Raw genomic sequence first — 26,840 nt, forward strand, 5'->3', positions numbered from 1 at the left:
GGACCCGCCGCTCAACCAGATCTCAGTCGCGCGACAGGTTCGACACGGTTACCCGGTCATCTCGCGGAACGCCCGGGCCACCTGTTCCGGGTGTTCCATCTGGGCGACGTGGCCCGACCGCGGCAGGTACAGCAGACGCGCGTCCGGAAAGGTGCGTTGCGCCTTGGCCCGGATGCGCGGATCGACCAGACGGTCGCGCCCGCCGTACACCAGCAGGACCGGGCACTCCACCGCTGCGGCGTCGGCCCACAGCGAGCGCCGCGGCAGCGCCAGCGACGACCACAGGATGCTGCGCGCGGCCTCGGTGGTCACCTGCATCCCCCACGGATCGGTGTCGCGCCGGTGCAGCTCCGCCTCGTACGCCGCCCGCACCTCCGGTGACAGCGTCCGCGGATCGCCGAACACCATCGACAGCGACGCCTGGAACCGCCGGTCGAACGGCAGCTGCTGTGTCCGGCTCAGAACAGCCGGCCCGAGCCGCGGCGTCGCGAGAGCGGCGAACCAGAGCGCGCTGGCCGACACCCGCGGATGCGGCAGCGCAGGTGAGACGAGCGTCAGTGACGCGACCAGATCCGGACGCCGCGCCGCCAGCGCCACCGCAGCGGCGCCGCCCATCGAATTGCCGAACACGTTGGCCGGCCGGTCGAACTCGCGCTCCAGCAGCTCAATCAGGACGTCGGCCTGTTCGGTGATCCCCGTCGTCCCGGCGACCGGCGTCCGGCCGAAGCCGGGCAGGTCGGGCGCGATACCGCGGGTGGTGTCGTTGAGCAGCAGCCCGAGCGCCGTCCAGTTCAGCGACGACCCGCCCAGACCGTGCACGTACAGCGCCGGCGGCAGGTCCGCCGCGGCGCCGGGAACGTCCCTGACGAGCAGGTCGACCCCGGCGACCGGCACCTGCCGGGCCGGCCACTCCTGTGTCTCCAGCGGCGCATCAGCGCCGGTTACTGCCCCGTAACTCTCCACAAAAGCCATGTTAGGACGACTTCGGCGGTGGAGACTGGGACTTATGGCAGCCGCGCCGCAGCAACTGACGACCGAGGTCGACGGGCAGACGTTGAAGCTCAGCAACCTCGGAAAGGTCCTCTACCCGCAGACCGGGTTCACCAAGGCCGAGGTGATCGACTACTACCACCAGGTGGCCACACTGCTGCTGCCACACCTGTCGGACCGCCCGCTGACCCGGAAGCGCTGGCCGGACGGCACGGCGGCGGCGTACTTCTTCGAGAAGAACGCTCCGCGCGGCACTCCGGCCTGGGTGCGCACCGAGACGCTACCGACGCCCGGCAGCTCGACCGGTCGCGACGAGGCGGACTTCGTGGTCGCGGACGACGTCCAGACCGTCGTCTGGCTCGCCAACCTCGCAGCGCTCGAGCTGCACGTGCCGCAGTGGCGTATCGGCCAGTCCGAGCACGGTGCGGACCCGCAGGCCGATCTGATCGTGTTCGACCTTGACCCTGGGCCCGGCGCGACCATCGTCGAGTGCTGCGACGTCGCGCTGGCACTGCGGGAGTTGCTGGGCCACTACGGGCTCGAGGGCTGGCCGAAGACGTCCGGCAACAAGGGCATGCATCTGTACGTGCCGATCGAGCCCGCGTCGTCCCGGCGGACCAGCGCCTTCGCCAAACAGCTGGCCGAGCAGCTGGCCGAGGCGCTGCCGGAGAACGTGACCGCGAACATGACCAAAGCACTGCGGCCGGACAAGGTCTTCATCGACTGGAGCCAGAACGCCAGCGCCAAGACCACGCTCGCGCCGTACTCGCTGCGCGGCGCCGAGGAGCCGCGGGTCTCCACGCCGATCGACTGGGACGAGGTGGCCGGCGCGACCGAGCCCGAGGATCTGCGCTTCCTCCCGCACGACGTCCTGGCCCGGATCGAGGCGTACGGCGACGTCCTGGGCGAGCTGTACGACGACCCGCGGCCGCTCCCGGAGTAAGCGGCATCGGCGGGGAAGCTACTGACCGGGAGGACCGGTGGGTAGGATTCGGGGAACGACCGGGCGGCCGAACCTGCTGCGCGGCCCCGCACCACCGAAGGAGCCCGACGTGTCGACGACACCGGAGACCGCACCGAAACGCGGCAGCCGCCTGCCCAGGCTGGCCCGCCGCGCGCAACTGCTGGAGGCGGCCCAGGAGGTCTTCGTCGCGAACGGGTACCACGCCGCCGCGATGGACGACATCGCCGACCGGGCCGGCGTCTCCAAGCCGGTCCTGTACCAGCACTTCCCCGGCAAGCTCGACCTCTACCTGGCGCTGCTGGACACCTCCTGCGAGGCGATCGTCGCCTCCGTGCAGGACGCGCTGAAGTCGACCGAGGACAACAAGCTGCGGGTCGCGGCGACCATCCACGCGTTCTACGACTACGTGGCCAACGCCCAGGGCGCCTTCCGGCTGGTCTTCGAGTCCGACCTGACCAACGAGCCGGCCGTCCGGGAGCGCGTCGACCGCGTCACCCACGCCTGCGCCGAGGCCGTCTCCGAAGTGATCAGCGCGGACGCCGGGCTGAACCACGAGCAGTCGATGGTGCTGGCGGTCAGCCTGGTCGGCATGGCCCAGGTCAGCGCCCGCTACTGGCTGGCCGTCGGCGACGGCACCTCCCTGCCCCAGGAGCACGCGGCCGACCTGGTCGCCTCGCTGGCCTGGCGGGGGATCCGCGGGTTTCCGCGCAGCGACAGCTGACACAGTCCGCGCAGCGACGGCTGACACAGTCCGCGGTCTGACAGCTGACACGTTCTGCTCTGGGCGGACGGGTGAGAGCTCGCCGACGGTAGCGGATAGGCTCGAACCGTCACCGGCGAGAGCCGCCGGTCGGATCGTGCCCGGAGGGTTTCGTGGAGGTCAAGATCGGCGTACAGCACGCCAATCGCGAGTTGGTGCTGGAAAGCGAGCAGAGCCCGGACGAGGTGCAGACGCTGGTCGCGGACGCGCTCAGCGGCAAGAGCAACCTGCTGCAGCTGACCGACGACAAGGGCCGCCGGGTGCTCGTGCCCGCGGACCGGCTCGCGTACGTCGAGATCGGTGAGGTCTCGATCCGGAAGGTCGGCTTCGGCGCGATCTGATCCCGTTCCGGACACGCCCGCGCGTGTCCGGGTTCCGGAATCCGGTTGCATGGGCACCATGTGCGGTGAGACCTGCGTCAAGGTGGTCTGGTAGCTACGGGGCGCCAGATCGGGGCGCAGGTCGAAACCCCTCACAAGGAGGAACCGTGGGTTACTGGATCTGGATGATCATCGTCAGTCTGCTCGCAGGCGTCATCTTCGGGCCGCTGGCCCGACTGGTGCTCCCCGGCAAACAGAACATCAGCCTCGGCTGGACCATCCTCGGCGGCGGTATCGGCGCCTTCATCGGTGGTCTGATCGCCTACTTCCTCGGTATCAAGGACACTCCGGGCCCGGACTGGATCCAGTACCTGATCCAGATCATCTGCGCCGCGATCGTGATCGCGATCATCGCGGGACGCAAACCGAAGACCAGTTGACGCAGTACCGCGCACACGACGGCCGCCGTCCCCGCAGTCCGGGGCAGGCGGCCGTTGTGCGTCTCAGACCCGGCTGGCGAGCTGTTCGTACAGGGCCAGCAGCTTCTCGGCGTGCTCGCGCGGCTCGGGCCGGTAGCGCGGCGCCCAGGGCCGCGCCGGGTCCGGCGTCCGGAAGGACCGGGCGACGACGTCGGCCAGCCCGGCCGGCTCGGCCGGTGCGAACGTCCGGGTCTCCTCGTGACCGCGGTAGAGCCACGGGTCGACGACGATCAGCGGGCAGCCGGCCGCCTCGGCCTCGTGGGCGACCAGCGACTGGGTCTCGGTGACCGAGCAGATCACTACCGCGCTCGCTGCCGCGTAGTACCCAGCCAGGTCGGAACGGGGCAGAACGCCTGGCATCCGGACCCGCTCGGAGATGCCGAGGTCCTCGATCAGCTGGGTGACCCGGCCGCCGTACCCACCGACCAGGACCAGACAGGCGTCCGGGCGCTTCGCGACCAACTCCGCGAACATCCGCAGCAACAGCTCGTCGTTCTTCTCACCGCTCAGCCGGCCGACCGACAGCACGATCGGATCCTCAGCGCCGAGGCCGAGCGTACGGCGGATCTCGTCCGAGCTGACCGAGGGCGCCGGCAGTGGCAGCGTCGGACTCGGCAGGACGGCGGTCGGCGCCTCGCAGCCCAGCTCGTTGAGGCTGTGCTCCACCTTGGCCGTCGGTGCGATCACCAGGTCCACAGCACGCAGCAGGTTCTGCACCTCACTGCTCTTGGCCTGGTAGCCCCGCGGTGCGCCCACACCGAGCCGCCAGGCCTTGCCCGCCGCCCAGATCGCCAGCCGGATCTCCGCGTAGTGCTCCTGGTAGGCCTCGATGTCGGTGTGCCAGGTCAGCACCAGCGGGATCTTGCGCCGCCAGGCGGCGTACAGACCGCCCACGCCGACCGGGCCGAGGGTGTGAACGTGGATGACGTCGTATTCCGGCTTGTGGCCGGGCAGGCAGGTACCGAGCCGGTAGTCCCGGCCCCGGAGGTCCATACCGGGCACCGAGCGGATCGGCAGCGCGCTGCTGTTGTTCTTGCTCTTGTACGGCGCGACCACCTCCAGCTCCAGCTCGTCGAGCTCGAGCAAAGCGGTCCCAGCCGCCTCGAGCGAGACGGCGACACCGTCGGCGCGCGGCACCAGGGTGTCGGAGTACAGGCCCAAACGGATCGGGCGGTGTGTCATAGGGCAGGCTCCGGCGTCAGACCCCCGCGGACAGCGAACGGACGTATGAAATCAGGCCTGCAGGCCAAGTGCAGTCATCCGGGCGGTGTGGGCCTCGGTCAGTCTGGTGAACATTCGGCCAATGGCGGCCAAATCGAGCCCCGGACGGTCGACGCTACCGGCCAGCAGCGCGGCCAGGGAGTCCCGGTCGGCGGCGATCCGCTGCGCCTGGCTGAGCGCCTCACCGACCAGCCGGCGGCCCCACAGCGCCAGCCGGCCGCCGAGTTTCGGGTCCTCCTCGATGGCGGCCCGGACCCGGTCCACCACGAACTCGGCCTGTCCGGAGTCGGCGAACACCTCGAGCACCAGGGCCCGGGTCCCGGCGTCCACGAACGAGGCGATCTCGCGGTAGAAGTCGTTGGCCAGCCCGTCGCCGACGTACGCCTTGACCAGGCCCTCCAGCCAGTCGGACGGCGCGGTGTGGTCGTGGAACGCGTCCAGCGGCGTGACGAACGGCTGCATCGCCTCCATCGGGTCCACCCCGAGGGTGACGAGCCGGTCGCGCAGCTGCTGGAAATGTCCGAACTCGGTGGTCGCCAGTGCGGCGAGCTCCGCCTTGTCGTTCAGGGTCGGCGCCAGCTTGGCGTCCTCGGCCATCCGCTCGAAGGCGGTCAGCTCGCCGTACGCGAGGACTCCCAGCAGGTCCACCGCCGCGGCCCGGTAGGCGGGATCGTCGAAGGCCGTCTGCTCCATAAAGCGGCACCCTATCCGGCTCCGAGGGCGGCTGGACAACAGTGGCGCAAACCACACGCACCGGAGTTGACGCACGTTGCCGTTACACTGGTGCGTGATTCGCCGGTGACGCGCCCACATGGGCACGCTGGTGCGAGGTGCTTGCACAGTGTCCCCGCGCCTCTTCTGACGAGGCTTCACAGCCTCCGGCGCCCGGCCACTGTCCGTACAAGCATGTGAGAGGCGATCAGCCTGACCACCTTCAGAGAGCTCGGCGTCCTGCCCGAGATCTGCGACGCGCTCGAGCGCGTCAACATCGTGGAGCCGTTCCCCATCCAGGAAATGACGCTCCCCATCGCCCTGATGGGCACCGACCTGATCGGCCAGGCCCGGACCGGGACCGGCAAGACGCTCGGCTTCGGCATCCCGCTGCTGCAGCGCACGATCTCCCCCGGCGAGGCCGACTACGAGCAGCTGGCCGCCCCGGGTAAGCCGCAGGCCCTGGTCGTCACCCCGACCCGTGAGCTGACCATCCAGGTCGCCAAGGACCTCGAGGTCGCCTCCACCGTCCGCACCGTCCGCGTGCTGACCATCTACGGCGGCGTCGCCTACGACCCGCAGCTGGACGCGCTGAAGAAGGGCGTGGACGTCGTCGTCGGCACCCCCGGCCGGCTGCTCGACCTGGCCAACCGCGGCGTCCTCGACCTCAGCCACGTCAAGGTGCTCGTCCTGGACGAGGCCGACGAGATGCTCGACCTGGGCTTCCTGCCCGATGTCGAGCGGATCCTGCGCAAGACGCCCGAGCTGCGGCAGACGATGTTGTTCTCGGCAACGATGCCGTCGGCCGTCATCGGCCTGGCCCGCACCCACATGCGGCACCCGCTGAACATCCGGGCCGAGTCGCACGACGACACCCAGACGGTGCCCGCGACGGCGCAGTTCGTCTATCGCGCGCACGACCTGGACAAGCCCGAGGTGGTGGCCCGGATCCTGCAGGCCGAGGACCGCGGCCGGGTGATGATCTTCTGCCGGACCAAGCGCGAGGCGTCCCGGCTGACCGACGACCTGCAGGACCGCGGCTTCAAGGCCGCCGCGATCCACGGCGACCTGAACCAGCAGGCCCGCGAGCGCGCGCTGACCCGGTTCCGCGGTGACAAGATCGACGTCCTGGTCTGTACCGACGTCGCCGCCCGCGGGATCGACGTCGAGGGCGTCACGCACGTCATCAACAACACCTGCCCCGAGGACGAGAAGGCCTACGTGCACCGGATCGGCCGCACCGGCCGCGCCGGGGCCAGCGGGATCGCCGTCACCTTCGTGGACTGGGCCGACGTCACCCGCTGGAAGACGATCAACAAGGCGCTCGACCTGCCCTACCCGGACCCGCAGGAGATCTACTCGACGTCGCCCGAGCTGTACCACGACCTCGGCATCCCGACCGACGCCAAGGGCCGGATCAAGGTCGCCCGGGAGGAGCAGCCCCGAGAGGCCCGCGCCGACCGGCCGGCCCGCCGTGAGGACGGCGAGGGCGGCGGCTCCAAGCGCCGCAGCCGGAGCCGCACGCGGAAGCGCACCCGCGCCGGGCAGCCGCTCGAAGAGGGCGCCGACGTCACCGCGAAGACCGACGTACCGCCCGCGACCGAGGCCGTCGAGGCCCTGAGCGAGCGCAAGCCGCGGAAGCGGACCCGCAACCGCCGGTCCGGTGCGGACGCCGTCGTCCAGGCCCCGGTCGAGGCGGTTGCCGAAGCACCGGCCGAGGCCGCTGTCGAGGTCGTCGCCACGGAGAAGCCGAAGCGGACGCGCACGCGGACGCGAGCCACCGCCACGGAGTCCACCGAAGCAGTTGCCGAGGCGCCGGCGGCGGACGCCGTCGATGAGCAGCCGAAGCGGAGCCGGACGCGGAAGAAGGCGGCCGAGGCTGTCGTCGAGGCTCCGGTTGAGGTTCCGGCCGAAGAGCCGGTCAAGCGGACGCGGACCCGGAAGAAGGCTGTTGCGGCGCCGGCCGAGGCTGTTGCCGAGGCGCCGGCCGCCGAGGAGCCGGTGAAGCGGACGCGGGCTCGCAAGAAGGCGGCTCCGGCCGAGGCCGAGGTCGTCGCCGAGGCGCCGGTCGAGGAGAAGCCGAAGCGGACGCGGAAGAAGGCCGTTGCCCCCGTCGAGGCGGCGGCTCCGGCCGAAGCCGCGGCCGAGGAGAAGCCGAAGCGGGCCCGGAAGACGGCGGCTGCGAAGCCGGCCAAGACCGCGGCCGCGGCGAAGGTGTTCGAGGCCCCGGCCGAGGAGCCGGTGAAGCGGACGCGCGCGCGGAAGAAGGCGGCCGAGGCTCCGGCGAGTGTCACGACACCGCTCTTCAGCGCTCCGGAGTAACTGACCAAAGCGTTACCTACGACCTGCAACACCCGGCCTCTCGTGGAGCGTCCCTCGCACGTAACCACGCGAGAGGGGCTGGGTGATGAGGCGGTTCAGGGGTGCGGTGGCGTTCGCTGCGGGCGTCGTACTGCTGGTGGGGTGCGGCGCGAGCGGCGGCAGTAGCGAGAGCAGCGGGATGGCCGACACCGGTAGTGCGGTAGGCGGCCAGGCCAAGCCGCAGGGGGTGCAGGCGCCCGCCGCGGAGAAGGACCAGAGTCAGCCGGCGGCCCAGCCGTCGGTGACGCGGGCGATCATCAAGACCGGATCGCTCACGGTCGAGGCCGACGACGTGGAGGCCCAGCGGCAGCGCGCGGTCGCGATCGTCGGCGAGTTGAAGGGCCAGATCGCCTCGGAGAACACCAACGGCGATCCGAACGGTCAGATCACCACCGTCAACCTGGTGATCAAGGTGCCGGGGGCCGGCTTCGAGACCGCGATCCAGCGGCTGTCCGAGCTGGGCAAGCGGCTGCGGATCCAGCAGGACTCCGCCGACGTCACCGAGCAGGTCGTCGACGTGGACAGCCGGATCCGCACCCAGCGCGCGAGCCTGGACCGGATGCGCGCGCTGCTCGCGAAAGCGAACACCGTCGGCGAGATCGTGTCGGTGGAGTCCGAGCTGACCCGGCGCGAGGCGGACCTCGAGGCGCTGCTCGCGAAACAGAAGAACCTCGCACTGCAGACCGAGCTGGCCACGCTCACGCTGACGCTGGCCGAGAAGGGCAAGGCGCCGGTCGAGGACGACGACGATCGCGGCTTCCTCGCCGGGCTGAAGGGCGGCTGGGGCGCGTTCACCGCGACGTTCGCCGCACTGGCGACGGCGCTCGGCGCGATGCTCCCGTTCATCGTCCTGCTCGCGCTGATCGGCGTACCGGTCTGGCGCTGGCGGGCGCGGCGTCAGCCGAGCAAACCGCCGGCGAGCGCTCTGTAGGCCTTCGCCCCCGCGGACGCCGGCGCCGTGGCGAGGATGGTCTCGCCGATCGCCGGCGCCTCGGCGAACCGGATCGACTTCGGGATCGCCGGCTGGAGCACCGTCAGCTCGTAGGTGTCGGCGATCGTCTCCAGCACCGCGCGCGCGTGCGTCGTCCGGCCGTCGTACAATGTCGGCAGGACGCCGAGCACGCGCAGCCCCGGGTTGGTCAGCCGCTGGACGTCGTACACGGTGTCGAGCAGCTGACCGACCCCGCGATGCGCCAACGTCTCGCACTGCAACGGAATCAGGACGTCGGACGCCGCCGACAACCCGTTGACCATGAGCAGCCCGAGCGTCGGCGGGCAGTCGACGATGATCCAGTCGTACGCCGGCCGCAGCGGCCGCAACGCCGTCCGCACCATCTGCTCCGGACCGCTCTCACGCGCCAGCTGCACCTCGGCCGTCGCCAGCTCGATCGTCGCCGGCAGCAGATCCGGCCCGTCGTCGAACTCGATCAGCACGTCCCGCGCCTGCACGCCGCCGAGCAATACGTGGTGGATCGACTTGTCCAGATCCTCGGGATCGATCCCCACCGAGAACGTCAGGCACGCCTGCGGATCCAGATCCACCAGCAGCACCCGCTGCCCCAGCTCCGCCAGCGCAGCGCCCAGCGTCGCGACCGTGGTCGTCTTCGCCACGCCGCCCTTCTGGTTGGCCACCGCCAGAGTCCTCGGCACCCCGCCATTGTGCCGCACCGCGGAACACCGCACCGCACCCGCACCCCTTGACCTCAAGCGTCCTTGAACTATCAGGCTCTTACCCATGACCTCTCGAGCCGACTGCCTTGACCAGCCCGACGCCGGCGAAGCACCCCAAGACCACGCCACCAGCCGAGCGCCAGGAGCAGCCCGGGGCGGGGCTGATGGTCGAGCCGGGCGGCGGGAGTGGGTTGGGCTCGGGGTCTTGGCGTTGCCGACGATCTTGCTGGGGCTGGATGCGACGGTGCTGCATCTCGCCGCGCCCGCTCTGAGTGCGGATCTCGCGCCGAGTTCTTCGCAGTTGCTGTGGATTGTTGACGTGTACGGGTTCGTGGTGGCCGGGTTACTGGTGACCATGGGCACGGTCGGGGACCGGATCGGGCGGCGCCGGTTACTGATGATCGGTGCGGCGGGGTTCCTGGTCGCGAGTGTGGTGGCGGCGTTCGCGACGTCCCCGGCGCTGTTGATCGGCGCCCGGGCGGCCCTGGGTCTGGCCGGAGCGACGTTGATGCCGTCGACGCTGTCGCTGTTGAGCAACATGTTCCAGGATCCCGGCCAGCGACGGCTGGCGATCGCGATCTGGATGACGAACTTCATGGTCGGCGGGATGGCCGGGCCGCTGGTCGGCGGTGTGCTGCTCGATCATTTCTGGTGGGGTTCGGTGTTCCTGCTCGCCATCCCGCCGCTCGTCCTGCTACTGATCGCCGCGCCGTTGCTGCTGCCCGAGTTCCGCAACGCGAAGGCGGGCCGGATCGACCTCCCCAGCGTCGTCCTGTCGATCGCCGCGATCGTCGCGGTGGTGTACGCGATCAAGCAGACCGCGAAGGGTGAGCCGAGCCTGGCCACGCTGGCGATCGCACTGGGCGGTCTGTTCCTCGGCTGGTTGTTCGCACGCCGGCAGCTCCGCCTGCCAGAGCCGTTGGTCGACCTCCGGCTGTTCCGCCGCTCCGCGTTCAGCGCCTCGCTCGGCGCCCAGACCTTCGGTCTGTACGTGCTGGCCGCACTCCAGTTCCTCACCGTCCAGTACTTCCAGCTTGTCCTCGGCATGTCCCCGTTGGAGGCCGGTCTCTGGATGCTCCCCATGATGGTGACCGGCATCGTCGGCACCCTGGCCGCGCCCTGGGTCGTCCGGCACCTCCGCGCCGGCACCGCGATGACGCTGGGTCTGACGACCGCCATCCCCGGTCTGATCCTGATGAGTGCCGCCGGTCGCCTACCGACCGTCGTCGGGCTCGCAGTGGTCAGCCTCGGCATCCAGGTCGTTCTGGCCCTCACGTACGACGTCATCGTGAGCAGCGCGCCACCAGAACGAGCCGGCGTCGCATCCGGCATGGGCGAGACCGGCACCGAGCTCGGCATGGCCCTGGGCATCGCCATCGGTGGCAGCCTGGTCACAGCGGTCTACCGTGCCGCAGTAGCCGTTCCAGCCGGGACGCCGGAGTCCGCACGGGACACCATCAGCGGAGCGATCGCAGCAGCCGACCAGCTGGCCGCACCGGCCGCCCAGGACCTGCTGGCGAGCGCCCGCGACGCGTACACGAACGGCGTCCAGCTGGCCATCGTGATGAGCATCGCAGTCCTCGCCGTACTCGCCGTCGCAACAGCCAAACTGGTCCGCACCGACTGAGCGGCTACTCTCTTTACTTGTGAGTACGCCACGCACCATGACGCTGCCGGACGGGGTTCACCCAGCGACGCTGGAGACCGACCGCGGGTCGTTCGCGACCCTGATGGCGACGCCGGACATTGGTACGCCGCTGGGCACGGTCCTGCTCGTCCCCGGCTGGACCGGCAGCAAAGAGGACTTCACCCCGCTGGTCGACCACCTGGCCCGCTACGGCTGGCGGACGGTCGCAGTCGACCAGCGTGGGCAATACGAGACGCCTGGCCCGGCCGACGCTTCGGCGTACACGCTGGCGGAGCTGGGTGCGGACGTGGTGGCGATGAGTACGGCGCTCGGCGGCTACAGCCAGCTGGTCGGCCACTCCTTCGGCGGGCTCGTAGCGCGGGAGGCCGTGCTGGCCGACCCGTCGGTGTTCTCGACGCTCACTCTGCTCTGCTCGGGCCCGGCCGCGTTCACCGACGAGTCGAAGCTGCAGCCGCTGCAGATGCTCTCGTTCGGTCTGGACAACCTGCCGATCGAGCAGGTCTACGACCTGAAGCTGGAGCACGACGTCAAGCACCCGGGGTACGTCGCACCGCCGGACGAGATCGCTGCCTTCCTGCGCAAGCGCTTCACCAGCAACACCCCGCAGGGTCTGGCCGAGATCACCCGTCGGCTGACCGACGCCGAGGACCAGACGGACCGGCTGGCGAAGGCCGGCGTCCGCACTCAGGTCCTGTACGGCGAGAGCGACGACGGCTGGCCGATCACCGTCCAGAACGAGGTGGCCGCGCGCCTCGGCATCGAACCGCAGATGGTGCGGGACGCCGCCCACTCCCCTGCCATCGAGCAGCCCGCCGCCACCGCACGGTTCCTGGTCGAGTTCTTCCACGACCACAGCCGCTTCAGCACCGACTGAACGGGCGTTCAGGGTCGTAGGGCGGAGGGGGCCGGCCAGTCGATATTCGGGGCGAAGTTCGCGTGCCATCGCTGGGCCTGCGGGTCGGGAGTGAAGTGGTGGCCGTTGGAGCGGGCTACGTAGACGTCAGCCTCGGCGCCCCGGGTGAAGGTGACGATGTCGGCAAGACCGTCGCCGTCGAAGTCACCGCTGCCGGGTACCTCGGTGTGACGCGCGAAGTCGTTGTGCCAGACATCGCCGTCCCCGATGAAACCCGTGCCGGTCGAGAGCGCGACGTAGACGTCGGCATCGGCGCCGCCGGTGAACGTCGCGATGTCGTCCCGGCCGTCGCCGTTGTAGTCGCCGACGTCGGGGGTCTCGGCCTCGATCGCGAAGTGGCCGTGCCACTTCCAGCCCTTCCCCAGGAACGATTTCCCGTCCGACAGCGCGACGTACACGCTCGCCGCCGTACCGCGGGTGAAAGTGACGATGTCGTCGAGGCCGTCGCCGTCGAAGTCACCGACGTCCAGCAGCTCGCCGGGCCAGCCGAAGTCGGTGTGCCACTGCCAGCTGTCCTCGACGAACCGGCTGCCGTCGGACAGCGAGACGTAGACCTCGTTGGCCGTTCCCCGGTTGAAGGTGACGATGTCGTCCTTGCCGTCGCCGTTGAAGTCACCGACCATCGGGATCTCGCCGTCCAGCGCGAAATGATCGTGCCACTTGGTGGCGGGCAGATACCCGTCGACGCCGTTCGACAACGCGACCCAGACGTCCTGCGCGGCGCCTCGGGTGAAGGTGACGATGTCGTCCCGCCCGTCGCCGTTGAAGTCGCCGGTCGCCGGGATCTCGGCGCCGATCGCGAACGAGCCGCGCCACAGCTTGTCGGTCCCCTCGAAAGCCGCCCCGGTGGACTTCGCGACGTACACACCGGCCTGCGCGCCGCGCGTGAACCTGACGATGTCGTCCTTGCCGTCGGCATCGACATCCGAGACGGTCGAGATCTTCGGCGTCCCGGCAACTGAGCCTGCCGTACTGACGTTGCCGCCGACATCGACGGCGACGACCCGGTAGAACCGCTGCTGACCGCCCTTGAGTGCTTTGTGCAAGAAGGCCTGCATGGGAGACGTTCCGACCAGGTTCGCCGGTGTCAGCGGGACGTCGGGGGTCGTTGCCGAGTAGATCCGGTATTCCGTTGCCCCGAGCACCGGAGTCCAGTTCAGAAGCAACGAGTGATCGCGAGCCGTCGCCGTGAGCCCTGTCGGAGCGGCTGGCGCGGTCGATGGGGTGTAAGGGGCAACGATGCTCGCGGCAACATAGTGTGCCGCCGTCCAGGCCGGGGCGCCGCCGACCGGCGTGATGGTGACCTTGACCGAACTCTTGCCGGCCGTCGTCGCGGCCGGGAGTGGGAACTCGTCGGAGAGCCAGCGCATCTTCGGGTTCCCGAGCGGCTGCCGCCAGGTGCCGACCGGGACGTCGTCCACCCGGACCGCCGCCTCCTGGTACGACCTCGCCTGGTCGGCGATCCGGCGCAGCAGCACGCCCTGATTGCCGGCATCGACCGTCAGCCGGAAACTGATCGATCCCTGCCCGTCGCGGACCTGATCGGTGAGCTGCAGGTAGTCGAGATCGCCCTCGACGACGCTCTGCAGAGTGTGCTCGGTCCCGCTGTCGGCGTACTGATGCGCGGTGCGCGACGCCGGGTCACCGAGGTCGATGGCATCGGTCTCGCGGGTGCTCGCGGTCGGTTGGGTGTACAGGAACGCGGTCGAGCCGTAGTCGGCGAACCAGTCGTTCTGCATCCCGTGCTCAATGCCGAACCGCAGCGACGAGTCGTAGGAGATCGCCTCGGTCACCAGCAGCCGGTAGACCGCGTCGCACTCCTGGGCACACCCGAACTTGCCGACCTCGTGTGCGGTGTTGCCGGTGAACGCCACGCTGTACGGGCCGCCCGCGAAGTACCAGCCGGCTTCGTAGAAGTCCTCCGTCCCGGTGCCGTGCTGCTGCGGCGACAGGGCGTTGTCGAGATGGATGCGCTCATCACCTTCGAGGTAACCGCGGTCGGTCCCCTCCATCGTCTGCACGACGCCGACCAGTTTCCCGCGCCCCTGCTGATCCGCGACCATCCAGTCGGCGCCGAAGTCCGTCTTCCCGGACCGCGATTCCGCGGTGAAATAGGCGGCCGATCCGCCCGGAGCGAGATCAGTGCTCCACTTTGTGTCCGGTGCACTCGTCAGCTGAACTTCGACATTACCGACGGCCACCCCGCTCGCATTGACCAGCGAGACCGCGGCCGAGCTCCGGTACGGCATCGGCCACCAGGTGGTGAACCAGCCGCCCGGCGCCGGATCGGCCGCGAACATCAACGACTTCACCGGGTACGCGCCGAGCCCGGTGCCGAAGAACTCCCCGACCGGCGAGTCGACCGTCGTCCGGCCGTCGAACGACATCCGCAACCGCAGCCCCGCGAGGACGGCGTCCGACGGGGTCACCCCGACGAATCGCATCCGCAGTGCGCTGATCGCACCCGGCCCCTGCAGGGCGCCGAAGGCGACCTCCTGACCAGCGCCGATCGGATGCGTCCGGCTGGTCGTCGTCGCACCGCTCGCGGCCGGCTTCGGGTCGCGGGTCCCGGCCGCGCGCAGCGTCGCCAGGACGTCGTGCGCCGGATCCGCCGGGCTGAACGTCGTGACGCCGTCCGCGTCCGGGAAGTGCCGGAAGTTCACATGGAAGAAGAGCGGATTGCGCTGGACGACGATCTGCATCGACTGCCGGTACGCCATCGGCACCTTGATCTGGAAACCACCGCCGGACTGCCCCGCGTTCGCCACCAGCGGATGCACGAACGGCGCACCGACCTTGCCGTCGGTCACGTCCTTCAGTGACCGGTCCAGCACCGTCGTCCCGTCCAGCGTGACCGTGATCGTGCCGGTTTCCGACACATCCGGGACGCCGTCGCGCAGCCGGGTGAACCAGATCGAGTCGACCTGGCCCGCGCCGGTGTCCTCGGCGATCACGCAGCCGGCCGCGACCTGCCGCAGACACGAGGACGCGCCGTCGAACCCGTCGTTGTTGCTCCCGTCCCGCGCGAACCCGGAGTACTGCCGAGTGCTCGTCCCCGAGGCCAGATACGGCAGCCGATCGAGCTGCCGCAGGCTCTCCCACCCGACCGGGCCCTTCCCAACCACCGCCGCATCGGCAGCGGCCGCGGGTGCGACAGTCGGCACTACCAGCGCGAGCGCCAGTAGCAGTACGCCGGGCAGGCGAAAGCGTCCGGACAGCACAGTGAATCTCCTCAGGGGCGGATGGGACTCCCGTCAGGAGAGTCTCATCCGACCCGCTGGGAAATCGATATCCTTACGATCTCCGTCGAAGGGTCCTTCGACGTGGGTCGAAAGGTTCAGCCGACCTTCTCCAGTTTCCACTGCTGACAGGCGCCCTGCCAGTACGGCCAGACTCGGACGTCGGCGCCCGGCTGCGACGCACAGCCGGCGACGTCCAGGGTCTTGCCGCCGACCTTCGAGGTCACCTTGTAGTAGCCATTGCCCAGGGCATCGAGATACCACTTCTGGCAGTCGCCGCCCCAGTACGGCCACTGGATCACGTCGGCATTGTTGGCGGGTGAGCAGTTCGCGACGTCGAGCGCCTTGCCACTGTGCTCGGCGAGCAGCCGGTACGAGCCGTCACCGTTGTACCTGAGCCTCCAGCGCTGACACGGTGCGGAGTTCGCCGTCCAGACCTGGACGTTCGCGGCGTCGGCGTTCGAGCAGGAGGCGACCTCGAGCAGGTTGGCCGGGTTGTTGCGCGGCGCAAGTTTGTAGGTGCCGGCGGCCACGATCTCGGGGCCGGGATCACCGGACGGCAGCGTGACCGACTGCCAGGTCGCCTTCGGGACGCCGAGCTGAGGCTTGCCGGCGGCGTCGTCCGTGACCTTGCCGATCCGGACCGAGCGGCCGGCGCTGCAGCTGCCGACGGGAGCACCACCGGAGCTGGTCACACCGTGATAGACGATCCAGGTTTCCTTGCCGTCGGGCGAGGTGAAGAAGCCGTGGTGACCGGTGCCGAAGGCCCAGCCGGGATCGTTGCGCTTGAAGACCGGGCCGCTCGACTTCGTCCACGACGCCTGGTCGAGGACGTCGGTGCCGGTGAGTTCGAGGACGCCGAGCGCGTAGTCGGGCGACTCGCAGGCGCTGGCCGAGTAGTAGATGTAGATCTTGCCGTCGCGGATCAGCGAGACCGGGCCTTCGGTGACGCGGCGGAGGTTCCGCTCCCAGGGCTGGTCCGGGGTGGTGAGGAGGGACGGCGGGCCGCTGATCGTCCACGGGTCGCTCATCGGGGCGATGTACAGGTTCTGACCGTCGGGGCGGCCGCTGGACCAGAGGTGGAAGAGGCGGCCGTCGGGGAGTTTCATGATGCTGCCGTCGATCGAGTGCTCGTTGCCGGTGTCGAGTTTGGCCTTGAAGGCGTACGGGCCCATCGGGGCGTCGGCTTCGAGGACGAACATCCGGTGGTTGGCGTCGGTGCCGTCGTCCGCGGTGTAGTACAGGTACCACTTGCCGTCGAGCTGGTGGATCTCCGGCGCCCAGAGGTTGCAGCAGGACTCGCCGGGCCGCGGCTGCCAGAGGGTCTGCTCGGGCGCGGCCGCGAGGTCGGCGACCGATCGCGCGGTGACGCCGACGAGTTTGTCACCATGGGTGTAGAGCAGGTGGTAGTTGCCGTCGGCAAAGACCATCCAGGGGTCGGCGGCGTTCTCGCGGATCGGGTTCCGGACGCTGGTCGGGCGGGTCTCGGTCGCCTGGAAGCGGGAGTCGGCCGGGACGGGCGCGGCCTCGCTCGTGATCGGCACCAACGCCGAAGCCACCAGCGACGCGGCCAGCACCAGCCCGGACAGCGGTTTCGACATCCTTCACCAGCCTCACGGTCGCGGATCGTGCGGCCACGATGACATGGTGCGGGACGAATCGTCCGGTGTTTCGATCCTGCTCGAAGGTCGTTCAGACCACCGGTTCGACGGCCGGCTCCATCTGCAGGAGGTCGAGGCCGATCGGCGTCAGCGCCTCCTTCACCGCCTTGGTGTACACCAGCAGCTGGACGTTCGCCGCGGCGCCGTCCGGGGCCGTGCTGGTGCCGTAGATCCCGAGCTCGGCGCGGCTCATCAGATCACCGACCTTCTGCGCCAGCCGAATGCTGTCGCCCTCGCTGAGCTTGGTCGGCGCGACGCACAGATTGCCCTTGAACACCTGCTCGAACTGCCGGCGGACCACGGCCTGATCACCATGCGCGACGCCGAGCAGCACCACGACCGGCTTCGACCGCGCCTGGCCGTACGGGTAGTGCACCACCGGCCCGAACACCTGGTCCCGATGCTTTTCCAGGAACCTGGTCACCTCGGGACTGTCCAGATTGCCCGGCTTCGGCATCCAGCCGCCCTTCGGCTCCGGACACGGCAACGCCGGGAACCGCACCTCCGGCCCCGGCACCGGCCCGGTCTGCTCCCGGACGTCGATCGTCCCGGCCCGCCAGACCCCGACCAGCCCAGCCTGCCCGACCTGCACGCCGTCCACCGTCCGCAGCCCGGTCAGCTTCGCCACGTCGACGTTCTTCAACGCCACCCGCAACCCGGCCGGGCACACCGGCGCCACCTCCTTGGCCGGCGCGATCGCCGGCACCGGCCGCGCCGGACAGAACACCGGCGCCAGCCCCGGCGCCGCAATCACCTGCCCACTGACCCGAACCCGCACCCCGTCCCGAACCAGCAACTCCTCATTACCCCGCCCCTTGCCCCCGGCAACCGACTCCGCCACCCCCGTAACCGCCACCGGCACCGGCGCAGCCCCCGCCGCCACCCCACCCGGCTCCGGCAACACCACCAAAACCCCAGCCGCCACCAAAGCCACACACCCCGCCACCACCGCCGGCACCCACCGCCGACCCACACCAACCACCATCATCCGCCACTACCCCTGACTCCGCCGCCACTGACCCCTCCCCGTCTCCAACGACCCCACCACCCCCAAGTCACCCCCACCCACCCCTTCGTAACAACCCCGACTTATCCACAGATCCCCAAACCCACCCCACACCCCCTCCAAAACCCCCTACCGTCGAACCAGACCCACAACCAGGGGGACCCAATGCCACCCGACCCGACCACCCTCCACACAGCCTTCTCCACCACCCACCCCCTCGACTGGGGACCGGTACTGCACGCCACCGCCGAGCTCGAACGGCTTCACGGCCGGCCTGCGACCACCCGGGCTCTAGAACTGCTCGAGCGAGTCCTTTCTGTGGAGCCGCAGGTCACTGCCGGGTTCGTCGCAGCCCTCCCGGACGCCGGTTCGCCCTATCAACTTGCCCACCGGGTCAAATCGCCGGAGTCGCTGGCCCGCAAGCTCCGGATGTGGTCGGCCAAGCGGCGGTTTCGTGCCCCGGTGGACGACGTGCTGCGCTACACCGCGCTCTCGGCGTCGCCGCACGAGCTGGTCGATCTGACCCGGGACACCGTCGACGGACTGCGTCGGCAAGGGTGGGAAGTTGCCCACGCGAAGCACTCGTACACCGATGGATCGCGATACAAGGGTCTGCACGTCTACCTTGAGGTCGCAGGGATCGAGCGCGTCGAAGTGCAGTTCCACTCGGTCGAATCGGCAAAGGTCAAGGAGTTGACCACGCGGTGGTACGAGATCGAACGAAGTACGGCCGCATCTTCCGACGAGCGGTCGACGGCTCGGCAGCACTGCATCGACCTGTCCGCGACCCTCACCCAGCCCCGCGACATCGACAGGCTGACAGTCCTGGGCGGCCGGTCCGTGGCGGTCGCCAACTACAGTGATTCGCACAATCGGAAGCTGCCCACAGAAAGGCGGCATGACTCCGCCAAGGCTCACACCGGCGAACATCGAACCGACATTCACCGCGACGACGGGATGATGCGATGAAGCTCTTTTTGGTCAAGGACGAGGGAGAGCCACGCTGGCTGGCGGCGCTGGCTCACGAGACGATGTACGCCTACGTCGCCAACACCGGCAAGTTCCACGACCACAATGCCCTGCGCAACGATTACTACATCGATCGCGACCTCACCTACGAGGAGATCGGCTCGGCGGACGCACAGCGGCTGATCACCGCGGGGCTCGGCCGCTTGGACGACACCGAAGAAGCCGAAGACCTCGCGATCTGGCAGGCAGATCGCAACCCCCTCGAGCCCGCCGATGTCCTGTCCATGGCTGCCGGCTACCGCCAATGACTCGCCTGATGCTGGTCGCCCAGGGGGAACGCAAGCTGTGGGTGGCGGCGTTGGTGGATGAGGATGTGTGGACGTATGTGGGGAACACGGGGAAGTTCCATCGGAACGAGGGGGCTCGGGACGACTTCTTCTTCCAGAACGAGATGCAGTACGGCGATATCGGGATCGCTGAGGCGCAGCGGCTGATCCGGGGCGGCTTGGGGACGCTTGACGAGGCTGAGTTCGCGGATGCGCTCGAGCGTTGGCGGGGCGATACGGACGCCATGGACGTCGAGGTTGTGTTTGCTTCGATGGTGGCGGATCTTGCTTGAGGTCAGCTCGGGGGTGGGGTGTAGAGCTGGGTGATGATGGATTCGATGGTGGGTTCGGCGACTGTTAGGTCGACGAGGGGGTAGGTGGCGGTTATGTGGGCCAGCAGGGGGGCGGCGCTGGTGGTGGGTGGGAAGGTGAGGTGTTGGCGGGGGCCGGTGACTTTGGTGACGGTGGCGCCGGGGACTTCGAGGGGCGGTAGGGAGGTAGCGAGGTCTACTACGAGGGTTCGGGGGGCTGACTGGCTGGCGCGGAGGGCGGGGAGGGTGCCGTCGAAGATCTGGCGGCCGTGGTCGATGACCATGACGCGGGTGCAGAGGGCTTCGATGTCGTCGAGGTCGTGGGTGGTGAGGATGACGGTGATCTTGCGGTCGGCGTTGACCTGGGCGAGGAACTCACGGAGCCGGGCCTTGCTGATCACGTCGAGGCCGATGGTGGGTTCGTCGAGGTAGACGATGTCCGGGTCGTGCAGGAGGGCGGCGGCGATGTCGCCGCGCATGCGCTGGCCCAGGGAGAGCTGGCGGACGGGGACGTCGAGCAGGTCGCCGAGGTCGAGGAGCTCGACGAAGGTGGCCAGGTTCGCGCGGTGCCGGGCGACTGGGACGCCGTACATCTTCTGCAGGACGGCGAAGGAGTCCTTGAGCGGGAGGTCCCACCACAAGGTGGTGCGCTGGCCGAAGACGACGCCGATCCGCTTGGCCAGCTGGACGCGGTTGCGGGACGGGTCGACGCCCGCCACCCGGATGGTCCCGCCGCTGGGGACGAGGATGCCGGTCAACATCTTGATCGTGGTCGACTTCCCCGCGCCATTGGGCCCGATGTAGCCGACGACCTCCCCCGGTTCGACCGCGAACGACAATCCGTCGACCGCGCGGACCTCGCGCTTCGTCCGCCGGAACCCCTCGCGCGACCGCACGGTGAACGCGCGGGACACGTCCGACAACTCGATGACTGACATGCTCAGCTCCCTGTACTGCGATAGCGACGAAGACCGGCCCGCCAGGCGAGGGCCGCGAGCGCGACCATCAGGACGGCGACGGCCGGTGACAGCAACCCGATCCAGGGCGGCAGCCCCAGCGGGGCCGGCTTGCCCAGCACGAAGAGCACCGGGTAGTAGTTGACGAAGGCAAGCGGTACGACGAACGTGACGGCCCGGACGATCTCCTTGCCGAACACCGTCAGCGGGTACTGCGTCAGCGTCGAACCGCCGTAGGTGAAGGAGTTCGCCAGCTCGGCGGAGTCGATCGCGATGAACTGGAACGCCGCGCCGAGGACGAAGATGGCGGCGAAGATCACCGCCCCGGCGACCACGGACACGACCAGCATGATGCCTTTGGCAACGGTCCAGTCGACGTCCAGGCGGGTGAAGGCCAGGATCATCACCAGCAGCGCCTGCAGCGGCCGGCCGATCCGGTCCAGGCGGAACTCGTCGGCCGCGGTCTGGACGAACGCCGGGACCGGGCGGATCAGGTACGCGTCCAGCGTGCCTTCCCGGATTCGGCGTCCGACTCGTTCGATCGACCCGGTGAACAGATCGGCCAAGCCCATCGTCATCGAAGAGGTTGCGTAGAGCAACGCCATCTCCCCGAGCGAGAAGCCGCCGAAGACGTCGAGATGGCTGAACATCAACAGGATCGCGACGAAATCCGTCCCGGTGATCAGCATCGAGCTGACCACCATCATCACGAACGACGCCGGGTAGGCCAGCGACGAGCGGATCCACATCTGGACGAGCATCCAGTACTGCGCCGGCGCCCGGAGGACACGCTCAACCACCGGCGATCACCACCTTCCGGGTCGCGAGCAGCGTGAGCAACTGCCCGATCAGCAACAGCACCACGCACCAGCCGAGCTGGAACAGCAGGGCGCCGCCGGTCCCGCCCGGGTTCCGGCCGAGCCAGATGTCGATCGGCACCTGCATGGTCGCGGCCCACGGCGTCGCGCGCGCGAACTCACCGAACCAGCCGGGGAAGACGACCAGCGGCATCACCATCCCGGAGAAGAACAGCGACAGCCAGAGCGCGAGGTATTCCGTCCCGCGCGAATCGGTCAGCCAGAATCCGGACAGCGCGACCAGGTAGCGGAACCCGAAGCTGACCAGGATCCCGAGCAGGATCCCGAGCCCGATCGCCGGCCAGCGCAGCGGATCGGTTGGGAACTTCAGATCGAAGACGAGCGCGCCCACCAGCAGCGGCACCCCGCCCCGCGCCAGCAGCTGGAACATCGCGCGTCCGAGATCCATCGACAGCCACCACAGCATCAGCTGCGTCGGCCGGTACAGATCGACCGCGATCGCCCCGCTCCGCACCCGCTCCCCCAGCTCCACCGTCGTACTCGCGCCGAACAGCCCGATCGGCATCAGCAACCCCTGCTGCAGCCACACGAACGTGAGCGCGTCGGCGGCGTCGTACCCGCCGAGCCCGGGCCGCGCCTGCCACAAACTCAAGTACACGCCGCACAGGATGAACCCGAACACGGTGTTGGTGAACGCCCCGGACGCCGTCGCGATCCGGTACGTCGAGAAGCGCCGGAACGACCGGATCCCGATCGCCCAATAGACGCCCACGGCAACCTCCTCTCACACGTAGAGGTGGTGTCCGAAGCCCCAGCGGCACGCAGAACCGCCCCGAATCCATCAGGACCCGGGGGTTCGGACACCACTGTGGCAGGCGCAAGTCATCCCACGCCGTTGTCAACCAAGCACGCGACCGTACGCCGCTCCCCACAACCCCGTCAACCGGATTACCCCTCACTCAGGAGGCGGTAGTCGAGTAGGCCTCGGCGGCCGGAGACGTCGCCGGTGGTCGCCTACCCAGCGGCCGCAGGACGAACGAGAGAGCAGCGGCCAACGCCGCAGCTGCGGATGCGCGCGGGCGCGGGAGCGGAGCGGAGCGCGGGAGCGGGAGCGGAGCGCGGGAGCGGGAGCGCGGGAGCGGGAGCGCGGGTGGGGCGGAGCGCTGGGCGTGGGAGCGCAGGCGTGGGAGCGGAGCGCGGGTGCGCGGTGTGAGAGCGCAGGCGTGGGAGCGCGGGTGGGGGTGGGCGGGAGGTTCAGTCTTCGGTGTGGGGCACTGGGTCTTCTAGGGCGGACCAGGGGTCTCGGGTGGGGGCGGTTCGGCGGCCTTGGGGGCAGAGTTTGGCGTAGTCGCACCAGGCGCAGAGGGGGGAGGGGGTTGGGGGGAAGGCTTCGTCGGCTTGGGTGGGGGTGAGGCCGGTTTTCCAGTGGGCTTCGGCTTTGGCGGCGTCGTCGGCGATGGCTTCGGCGCGGGATTGGTGGCGGGCCAGGGAGGCTTCGTCGTGGTCGGCGGCGGCGACGGTGTTGGTGGGGAGGTGGTGGAGTTCGACGCGGGTGCAGGGGCGGCGGAGGACGCGGCGGGCGCCCAGGACGTAGAGGGCCATGGCGAGGGAGGCGCGGGCGTCGGTGGGGGTGAGGGGGCGGCGGCCGGTTTTGTAGTCGACGATGGCGAGTTCGGTGCCGCCGTTGCCGTCGCGGGCGGGGCGTTCGTCGACCCGGTCGATGCGGCCGCGGAGGGAGGCGCGTTCGGTGGTGAAGCCGACGGTGCGCTCGACGCCGCGGGGTTCGTAGTACGGGTCGGAGTCGCGCAGGTAGGCGAGGACCATGTCGGTGGCCCGGTCACGCCACTCCAGCGACTGGACCTCGTCGCGGAACCCCTCGTTGCGCCAGCCGGTGCGGATCCGGGCGACGACGGCGTCCGGCGTCCGCTGCGCGGCGGGCCAGCGGCCGAAGAAGTCGGCGAGCACCTCGTGGATGATGCCGCCGACCGTGTTGTGCGCCCATGGCGGGCCCTTCGGCGGCCGCGGCGACTCCAGGTACGTGAAGCGGTACTTACGTTTGCAGTCCGCGAACGTGAGCAACTTCGTCGGCGTCGCCGTGAACAGCCGCGTCGGCATCCCCGGCAGCATCAGCCCGCCTTGATGAAGTCACTCACCGCGTCGGCGACCAGCTGGACGGCGATCGCGCTCAGCAGCAGGCCCGCGATCCGGGTGACGAGCAGGACGCCGTTCTCACCGAGGACCCGCATGATCACCCCGGAGAACCGCAACGTCAGCCACATGATCAGGTGAATCAGGATGATGCCGACCGAGATCGCGATCACATCCGGCAACGAGCCGTCGGCGCGCTGCACGAACACCATCGTCGCGACGATCGCGCCCGGCCCCGCCAGCAACGGCGTCCCGAGCGGGACGAACGCGATGTTCACGTTCTTCGTCTGGACCGGATCCTCGGCCGTGTCGGTCAGCAGCTGCAACGCGATCAGCAGCAGCAACAGACCACCGGCGGCCTGCAGCGCCGGCAGCGTGATGCCGAGGTGGTGCAGGATCTGCTGCCCGAACGCCGCGAACACCACGATCACGCCGAAAGCGACGGCCACGGCCTGCCAGGCGGCGCGCTTGCGGACGGCGCGCGACTGGCCCGCGGTCAGCGAGATGAACACCGGCACGGTTCCCGGCGGGTCCATGATCACGAAGAGCGTGACCACGACCTCACTGAGCAGCGCGAGGTTGATGATGTCGTTCACGGCAGGTACGCCTCGGGCACCCGGGCGCCGGCCGCGGCCGCCGCATTCGCCTTGGCGACCTCGAGCAGCCGCTCGAACTGCTCCGGGTCGGTCGAGTTCACCCCGAGATCGTGGTCGATCTTGCCGACGCCGTGGTGGTCACTCGACCCGGTCCGGATGATGCCGAGCTCGTCGGCGATCCGGGTCAGCGCGGCGCGCGACTCGGGCGAGTGATCCTGGTGCTCGACCTCGATCCCGGCCAGGCCGTGCTCGGCGACCAGCCGGGCGATCATCTCCCCCGTCATCACCTTGTAACTCGACCGGCCCCACGGGTGCGCGATCACCGGCACCCCGCCGGCCTCGCGGACCAGGTCGATCGCGCGGCCGGGCTCGATCGCGTAATGCGTGACATGGCCGGGCCGGCCGTCGGCCAGGTACTTGTCGAAGGCCTCCGTCCGGTTCGCGACGGTGCCGTTGGCAACCAACGCGTCGGCGACATGCGGCCGCCCGACGGACGGCGTCCCGGTCGCCTGGGCGAGCACCTCGTCGACGGTCACCTGGACGCCGATGCCGTTCAGCCGGGCCACGATCGAGGGGATCCGGTCGGTCCGCCCGTCGCGGACGATCCGCAGCTCCTCGGCCAGCGCCGGGACGGACGGATCGAGCAGGTACCCGAGCAGGTGCACGCTGATGCCGTCGAGTTTGCAGGAGATCTCGATCCCCGGCACGAACCCGATCCCCAGCTCCTCGGCGGCCTGCCGGCCCTCGACCCAGCCGTCGGCGGTGTCGTGGTCGGTGAGCGCGATCACGTCGAGACCGGCCTGGCGCGCGTGCGCGATCAGCTCGGCCACCGGGTCGGTGCCGTCCGATCGGTTCGAATGGGTGTGCAGATCGATGCGCACGAGCGGTCGCGATCCCTCCTGGATATGGACACTGGTCAGCCACGATGGTATCGGTGACTGCCCCCAACCCCTGCCAGTTGTCCCCAGGACGTCCTACCCTTCCTCAATGGAGCCGCGGCGCGTCGACTGTGTGGGAGCACTCGTGTACGACGAGCAACACCGTCTGCTGGTGATCCAGCGGGCCAACGAGCCCGGGCGCGGCCTCTGGTCGCTCCCCGGCGGCCGCGTCGAACCGGGCGAGGACGACCCGACCGCGGTCGCGCGCGAGGTCGCCGAGGAAACCGGCCTCACCGTCGAGGTGGGCGAGCTGGTCGGCGAGGTCGAGCGCGAAGGCCCCCGCGGCAGCCTGTACGTCATCCGCGACTACGCCGCCAGGCCTGTCGCCGGCACGCTCACCGCCGGTGACGACGCCACCGACGCCCGCTTCGTCACCCGCCCCGAGCTCCTCGCCCTCCCCACCGCCACCCTCCTGATCTCCACCCTCGACCAATGGAACGCGCTCCCATGACAGATCTCGTCCGAGCAATCGAAGCGAACGCGGCCGAGCTGCTGATGGCGATGGGCGCCGCGGGCGGCGGCTCTCAGCGGGACGACGGCGCAGTGCGCTGGACGATCGGCGGGTCACCACTCGACTACCACAACGCCGTCGTCGCGGGCGGCCCCGCGGCGGTCCCCGAGTCGGTCGCCGAGCTGCGAAAGTACGGCGTACCGGGCAGCTGGCATGTCGGCCCGGCCCTCCGCACTCCTGAGCTTCAGAACGCCCTGCTCGCGGCCGGCTTCACTCACGGCGGTAGCGAGCCCGGTATGGCCCTCCGCCTCACCGACCTGCGCGTACCGCCCGCCGTACCGGGCCTGGAGCTCAGCCGAGTCACGGACGACGCCGCCCTGACCGCCTGGGCGCAGACTCTCGCCCAGGGCTTCGGCGAAGGCGAGAAGGAGGCCCGCTGGGTCGCCTCCGTCTACCGCACACTCGGGTACGCCGACCCATGGCGCCACTACCTGGCCATCCTGGACGGCGCTCCGGTCGGCACCATCACCGTCTACTTCGCCGCGGGTGTCGCCGGCGTCTACTTCGTCATGACCGTCCCCGAAGCCCGTCGCCGCGGCATCGGCGCCGCCCTCACCGCCGGGGCGCTCGCTCAGGCTCAGCCCGACGCGGAGTACGCCGTCCTCGGCTCCTCCGCCGCCGGGCGCTCGGTCTACGAGTCTCTCGGCTTCCGCGCCCGCTGCGAGATCGACCTGTATGAGTTAGGCGTTCCAGTGCCGGACGGCGGGTGAGCCCCGGTCCCAGCCGAGGGTCGAGATCGTGGCGGTGTCGAGGACGAAGTGCCGGCCTTCGGTGACCTCCAGCTCGAGCCAGCGGGCCGCGAGCGCACGCAACGCGTGCGAGTGACCGAAGACGAGGCTGTCACCGTCGGTCGCGGCGATCCGGGCGATCACCCGATCGAGCCGCGCTGACACATCCGCGGGCGTTTCGCCGTTGGGTACCGGATGCGACCAGACTGTCCAGCCTGGGACCGTTTCGCGGATCTTCGCGGTGGTGATGCCTTCGTAGTCGCCGTAGTTCCATTCGGCCAGGTCGTCATCGACTTCGGCCGCTCCGAAGCCGGCCAGCTCGGCCGTCTGCCGGGCGCGTTGCCGCGGCGAGGTGAGGACGAGGTCGAACTCCTGACCGGCCAGGCGCTCGCGCAGCGTGCCGGCGATCCGCTCACCCTCCGCGGTCAGCGGAAGGTCGGTCACCGAGGTGTGGCGGCCGTTCTTGCTCCACTCGGTCTCGCCGTGGCGTACCAGGACGAGCCGGTCCTTACGTTCCGCAGTGGTCACGCTTTCATCCTGTCAGACCCTTGACCGTTTGAACGATCCACGGCAGAGTATCGAAACTGTAAGCGCT

The 26,840-nt window shown here is 69.5% G+C and carries 27 protein-coding genes; 13 read left to right on the forward strand and 14 right to left on the reverse strand.

Going from position 1 to position 26,840, the window contains the following annotated elements:
- Positions 1 to 48: 48 nt before the first annotated feature.
- Complete coding sequence (locus tag ACZ6ZD_RS00570; RefSeq protein ID WP_465666893.1) at positions 49 to 963, reverse strand: alpha/beta fold hydrolase; 915 nt, start codon at positions 961 to 963, stop codon at positions 49 to 51.
- Positions 964 to 1,006: 43 nt separating this feature from the next.
- On the opposite strand from ACZ6ZD_RS00570, the gene ligD reads away from it, so the two are divergent.
- The 4 genes from ligD to ACZ6ZD_RS00590 all read left to right on the forward strand — a co-directional run bounded on the left by ligD (position 1,007) and on the right by ACZ6ZD_RS00590 (position 3,474).
- Positions 1,007 to 1,933, forward strand: coding sequence for a non-homologous end-joining DNA ligase (gene ligD, locus ACZ6ZD_RS00575; protein ID WP_465666895.1), 927 nt, complete (start codon positions 1,007 to 1,009; stop codon positions 1,931 to 1,933).
- Positions 1,934 to 2,042: 109 nt separating this feature from the next.
- Positions 2,043 to 2,675 (forward strand): TetR/AcrR family transcriptional regulator, encoded by a 633-nt coding sequence (locus ACZ6ZD_RS00580; RefSeq protein WP_465666897.1) that lies wholly within the window; start codon positions 2,043 to 2,045, stop codon positions 2,673 to 2,675.
- 152 nt (positions 2,676 to 2,827) lie between these two features.
- Positions 2,828 to 3,055 carry a DUF3107 domain-containing protein gene (locus tag ACZ6ZD_RS00585; RefSeq protein ID WP_465666899.1) on the forward strand — a complete coding sequence of 76 codons (228 nt, stop codon included), beginning with the start codon at positions 2,828 to 2,830 and terminating at the stop codon, positions 3,053 to 3,055.
- 146 nt (positions 3,056 to 3,201) lie between these two features.
- A complete protein-coding gene (locus ACZ6ZD_RS00590; protein ID WP_465666901.1) occupies positions 3,202 to 3,474 on the forward strand; it encodes a GlsB/YeaQ/YmgE family stress response membrane protein in 273 nt (90 codons plus the stop codon).
- Positions 3,475 to 3,537: 63 nt separating this feature from the next.
- On the opposite strand, the gene ACZ6ZD_RS00595 is transcribed toward ACZ6ZD_RS00590, so the two are convergent.
- Together ACZ6ZD_RS00595 and ACZ6ZD_RS00600 are read right to left on the reverse strand one after the other, a co-directional pair.
- Positions 3,538 to 4,695, reverse strand: a complete 1,158-nt coding sequence (locus ACZ6ZD_RS00595; protein ID WP_465666903.1) for a glycosyltransferase — start codon at positions 4,693 to 4,695, stop codon at positions 3,538 to 3,540.
- Between the two features lie 51 nt (positions 4,696 to 4,746).
- Positions 4,747 to 5,427: a ferritin-like fold-containing protein gene (locus tag ACZ6ZD_RS00600; RefSeq protein ID WP_465666905.1), complete on the reverse strand. Its 681-nt coding sequence runs from the start codon at positions 5,425 to 5,427 to the stop codon at positions 4,747 to 4,749.
- Between the two features lie 321 nt (positions 5,428 to 5,748).
- Here ACZ6ZD_RS00600 and ACZ6ZD_RS00605 point away from each other — a divergent pair, with 321 nt between their 5' ends.
- Positions 5,749 to 7,767, forward strand: coding sequence for a DEAD/DEAH box helicase (locus ACZ6ZD_RS00605; RefSeq protein ID WP_465666906.1), 2,019 nt, complete (start codon positions 5,749 to 5,751; stop codon positions 7,765 to 7,767).
- Positions 7,768 to 7,852: 85 nt separating this feature from the next.
- The gene (locus ACZ6ZD_RS00610; protein WP_465666908.1) at positions 7,853 to 8,737 is read left to right on the forward strand and encodes a DUF4349 domain-containing protein; all 885 of its coding nucleotides are present in this window, start codon (positions 7,853 to 7,855) and stop codon (positions 8,735 to 8,737) included.
- On the opposite strand, the gene ACZ6ZD_RS00615 is transcribed toward ACZ6ZD_RS00610, so the two are convergent.
- Positions 8,704 to 9,456, reverse strand: coding sequence for a ParA family protein (locus ACZ6ZD_RS00615; protein WP_465666910.1), 753 nt, complete (start codon positions 9,454 to 9,456; stop codon positions 8,704 to 8,706). The genes ACZ6ZD_RS00610 and ACZ6ZD_RS00615 overlap by 34 nt on opposite strands.
- A gap of 232 nt (positions 9,457 to 9,688) precedes the next feature.
- Here ACZ6ZD_RS00615 and ACZ6ZD_RS00620 point away from each other — a divergent pair, with 232 nt between their 5' ends.
- Both ACZ6ZD_RS00620 and ACZ6ZD_RS00625 read left to right on the forward strand, forming a co-directional pair.
- Entirely contained in the window at positions 9,689 to 11,104 is a 1,416-nt protein-coding gene (locus tag ACZ6ZD_RS00620) for an MFS transporter (RefSeq protein WP_465666912.1), read from the forward strand.
- Between the two features lie 19 nt (positions 11,105 to 11,123).
- Positions 11,124 to 11,999, forward strand: a complete 876-nt coding sequence (locus ACZ6ZD_RS00625; protein WP_465666914.1) for an alpha/beta fold hydrolase — start codon at positions 11,124 to 11,126, stop codon at positions 11,997 to 11,999.
- Positions 12,000 to 12,007: 8 nt separating this feature from the next.
- Here the strand turns inward: ACZ6ZD_RS00625 and ACZ6ZD_RS00630 are convergent, their stop codons facing one another.
- The 3 genes from ACZ6ZD_RS00630 to ACZ6ZD_RS00640 form a co-directional block, all read right to left on the reverse strand.
- The gene (locus ACZ6ZD_RS00630) at positions 12,008 to 15,259 is read right to left on the reverse strand and encodes a DUF2961 domain-containing protein (protein WP_465666916.1); all 3,252 of its coding nucleotides are present in this window, start codon (positions 15,257 to 15,259) and stop codon (positions 12,008 to 12,010) included.
- A 116-nt stretch (positions 15,260 to 15,375) separates the two neighbouring features.
- Positions 15,376 to 16,878, reverse strand: a complete 1,503-nt coding sequence (locus ACZ6ZD_RS00635; protein ID WP_465666918.1) for a family 43 glycosylhydrolase — start codon at positions 16,876 to 16,878, stop codon at positions 15,376 to 15,378.
- A 91-nt stretch (positions 16,879 to 16,969) separates the two neighbouring features.
- On the reverse strand, positions 16,970 to 17,779 hold the full coding sequence (locus tag ACZ6ZD_RS00640; protein ID WP_465666920.1) for a hypothetical protein: 810 nt from the start codon (positions 17,777 to 17,779) through the stop codon (positions 16,970 to 16,972).
- 330 nt (positions 17,780 to 18,109) lie between these two features.
- On the opposite strand from ACZ6ZD_RS00640, the gene ACZ6ZD_RS00645 reads away from it, so the two are divergent.
- The 3 genes from ACZ6ZD_RS00645 to ACZ6ZD_RS00655 are packed head-to-tail and all read left to right on the forward strand — an operon-like array spanning position 18,110 to position 19,532.
- Entirely contained in the window at positions 18,110 to 18,913 is an 804-nt protein-coding gene (locus tag ACZ6ZD_RS00645; RefSeq protein WP_465666922.1) for a hypothetical protein, read from the forward strand.
- Complete coding sequence (locus ACZ6ZD_RS00650) at positions 18,910 to 19,221, forward strand: hypothetical protein (RefSeq protein ID WP_465666923.1); 312 nt, start codon at positions 18,910 to 18,912, stop codon at positions 19,219 to 19,221. Before ACZ6ZD_RS00645 ends, ACZ6ZD_RS00650 begins: the two co-directional genes overlap by 4 nt.
- 8 nt (positions 19,222 to 19,229) lie before the next feature.
- The gene (locus ACZ6ZD_RS00655) at positions 19,230 to 19,532 is read left to right on the forward strand and encodes a hypothetical protein (RefSeq protein ID WP_465666925.1); all 303 of its coding nucleotides are present in this window, start codon (positions 19,230 to 19,232) and stop codon (positions 19,530 to 19,532) included.
- Positions 19,533 to 19,534: 2 nt separating this feature from the next.
- On the opposite strand, the gene ACZ6ZD_RS00660 is transcribed toward ACZ6ZD_RS00655, so the two are convergent.
- The 6 genes from ACZ6ZD_RS00660 to ACZ6ZD_RS00685 form a co-directional block, all read right to left on the reverse strand.
- Positions 19,535 to 20,488 (reverse strand): ABC transporter ATP-binding protein, encoded by a 954-nt coding sequence (locus ACZ6ZD_RS00660; RefSeq protein ID WP_465666927.1) that lies wholly within the window; start codon positions 20,486 to 20,488, stop codon positions 19,535 to 19,537.
- Between the two features lie 2 nt (positions 20,489 to 20,490).
- The gene (locus tag ACZ6ZD_RS00665) at positions 20,491 to 21,306 is read right to left on the reverse strand and encodes an ABC transporter permease (protein WP_465666929.1); all 816 of its coding nucleotides are present in this window, start codon (positions 21,304 to 21,306) and stop codon (positions 20,491 to 20,493) included.
- Complete coding sequence (locus ACZ6ZD_RS00670; protein WP_465666931.1) at positions 21,299 to 22,096, reverse strand: ABC transporter permease; 798 nt, start codon at positions 22,094 to 22,096, stop codon at positions 21,299 to 21,301. Before ACZ6ZD_RS00670 ends, ACZ6ZD_RS00665 begins: the two co-directional genes overlap by 8 nt.
- A 482-nt stretch (positions 22,097 to 22,578) precedes the next feature.
- Complete coding sequence (locus tag ACZ6ZD_RS00675) at positions 22,579 to 23,439, reverse strand: RecB family exonuclease (protein WP_465666933.1); 861 nt, start codon at positions 23,437 to 23,439, stop codon at positions 22,579 to 22,581.
- 11 nt (positions 23,440 to 23,450) lie between these two features.
- Positions 23,451 to 24,068 (reverse strand): MarC family protein, encoded by a 618-nt coding sequence (locus ACZ6ZD_RS00680; RefSeq protein ID WP_171676174.1) that lies wholly within the window; start codon positions 24,066 to 24,068, stop codon positions 23,451 to 23,453.
- Entirely contained in the window at positions 24,065 to 24,949 is an 885-nt protein-coding gene (locus ACZ6ZD_RS00685; protein ID WP_465666936.1) for a PHP domain-containing protein, read from the reverse strand. Before ACZ6ZD_RS00685 ends, ACZ6ZD_RS00680 begins: the two co-directional genes overlap by 4 nt.
- A gap of 106 nt (positions 24,950 to 25,055) precedes the next feature.
- Between ACZ6ZD_RS00685 and ACZ6ZD_RS00690 the strand changes: the two genes are divergently transcribed.
- Both ACZ6ZD_RS00690 and ACZ6ZD_RS00695 read left to right on the forward strand, forming a co-directional pair.
- Positions 25,056 to 25,457: an NUDIX hydrolase gene (locus ACZ6ZD_RS00690; RefSeq protein ID WP_465666938.1), complete on the forward strand. Its 402-nt coding sequence runs from the start codon at positions 25,056 to 25,058 to the stop codon at positions 25,455 to 25,457.
- A complete protein-coding gene (locus ACZ6ZD_RS00695; RefSeq protein WP_465666939.1) occupies positions 25,454 to 26,227 on the forward strand; it encodes a GNAT family N-acetyltransferase in 774 nt (257 codons plus the stop codon). Before ACZ6ZD_RS00690 ends, ACZ6ZD_RS00695 begins: the two co-directional genes overlap by 4 nt.
- On the opposite strand, the gene ACZ6ZD_RS00700 is transcribed toward ACZ6ZD_RS00695, so the two are convergent.
- A complete protein-coding gene (locus ACZ6ZD_RS00700) occupies positions 26,198 to 26,773 on the reverse strand; it encodes a histidine phosphatase family protein (protein ID WP_465666941.1) in 576 nt (191 codons plus the stop codon). The genes ACZ6ZD_RS00695 and ACZ6ZD_RS00700 overlap by 30 nt on opposite strands.
- Positions 26,774 to 26,840 lie beyond the last annotated feature (67 nt).

The organism is Kribbella sp. NPDC104218 (assembly GCF_055584105.1).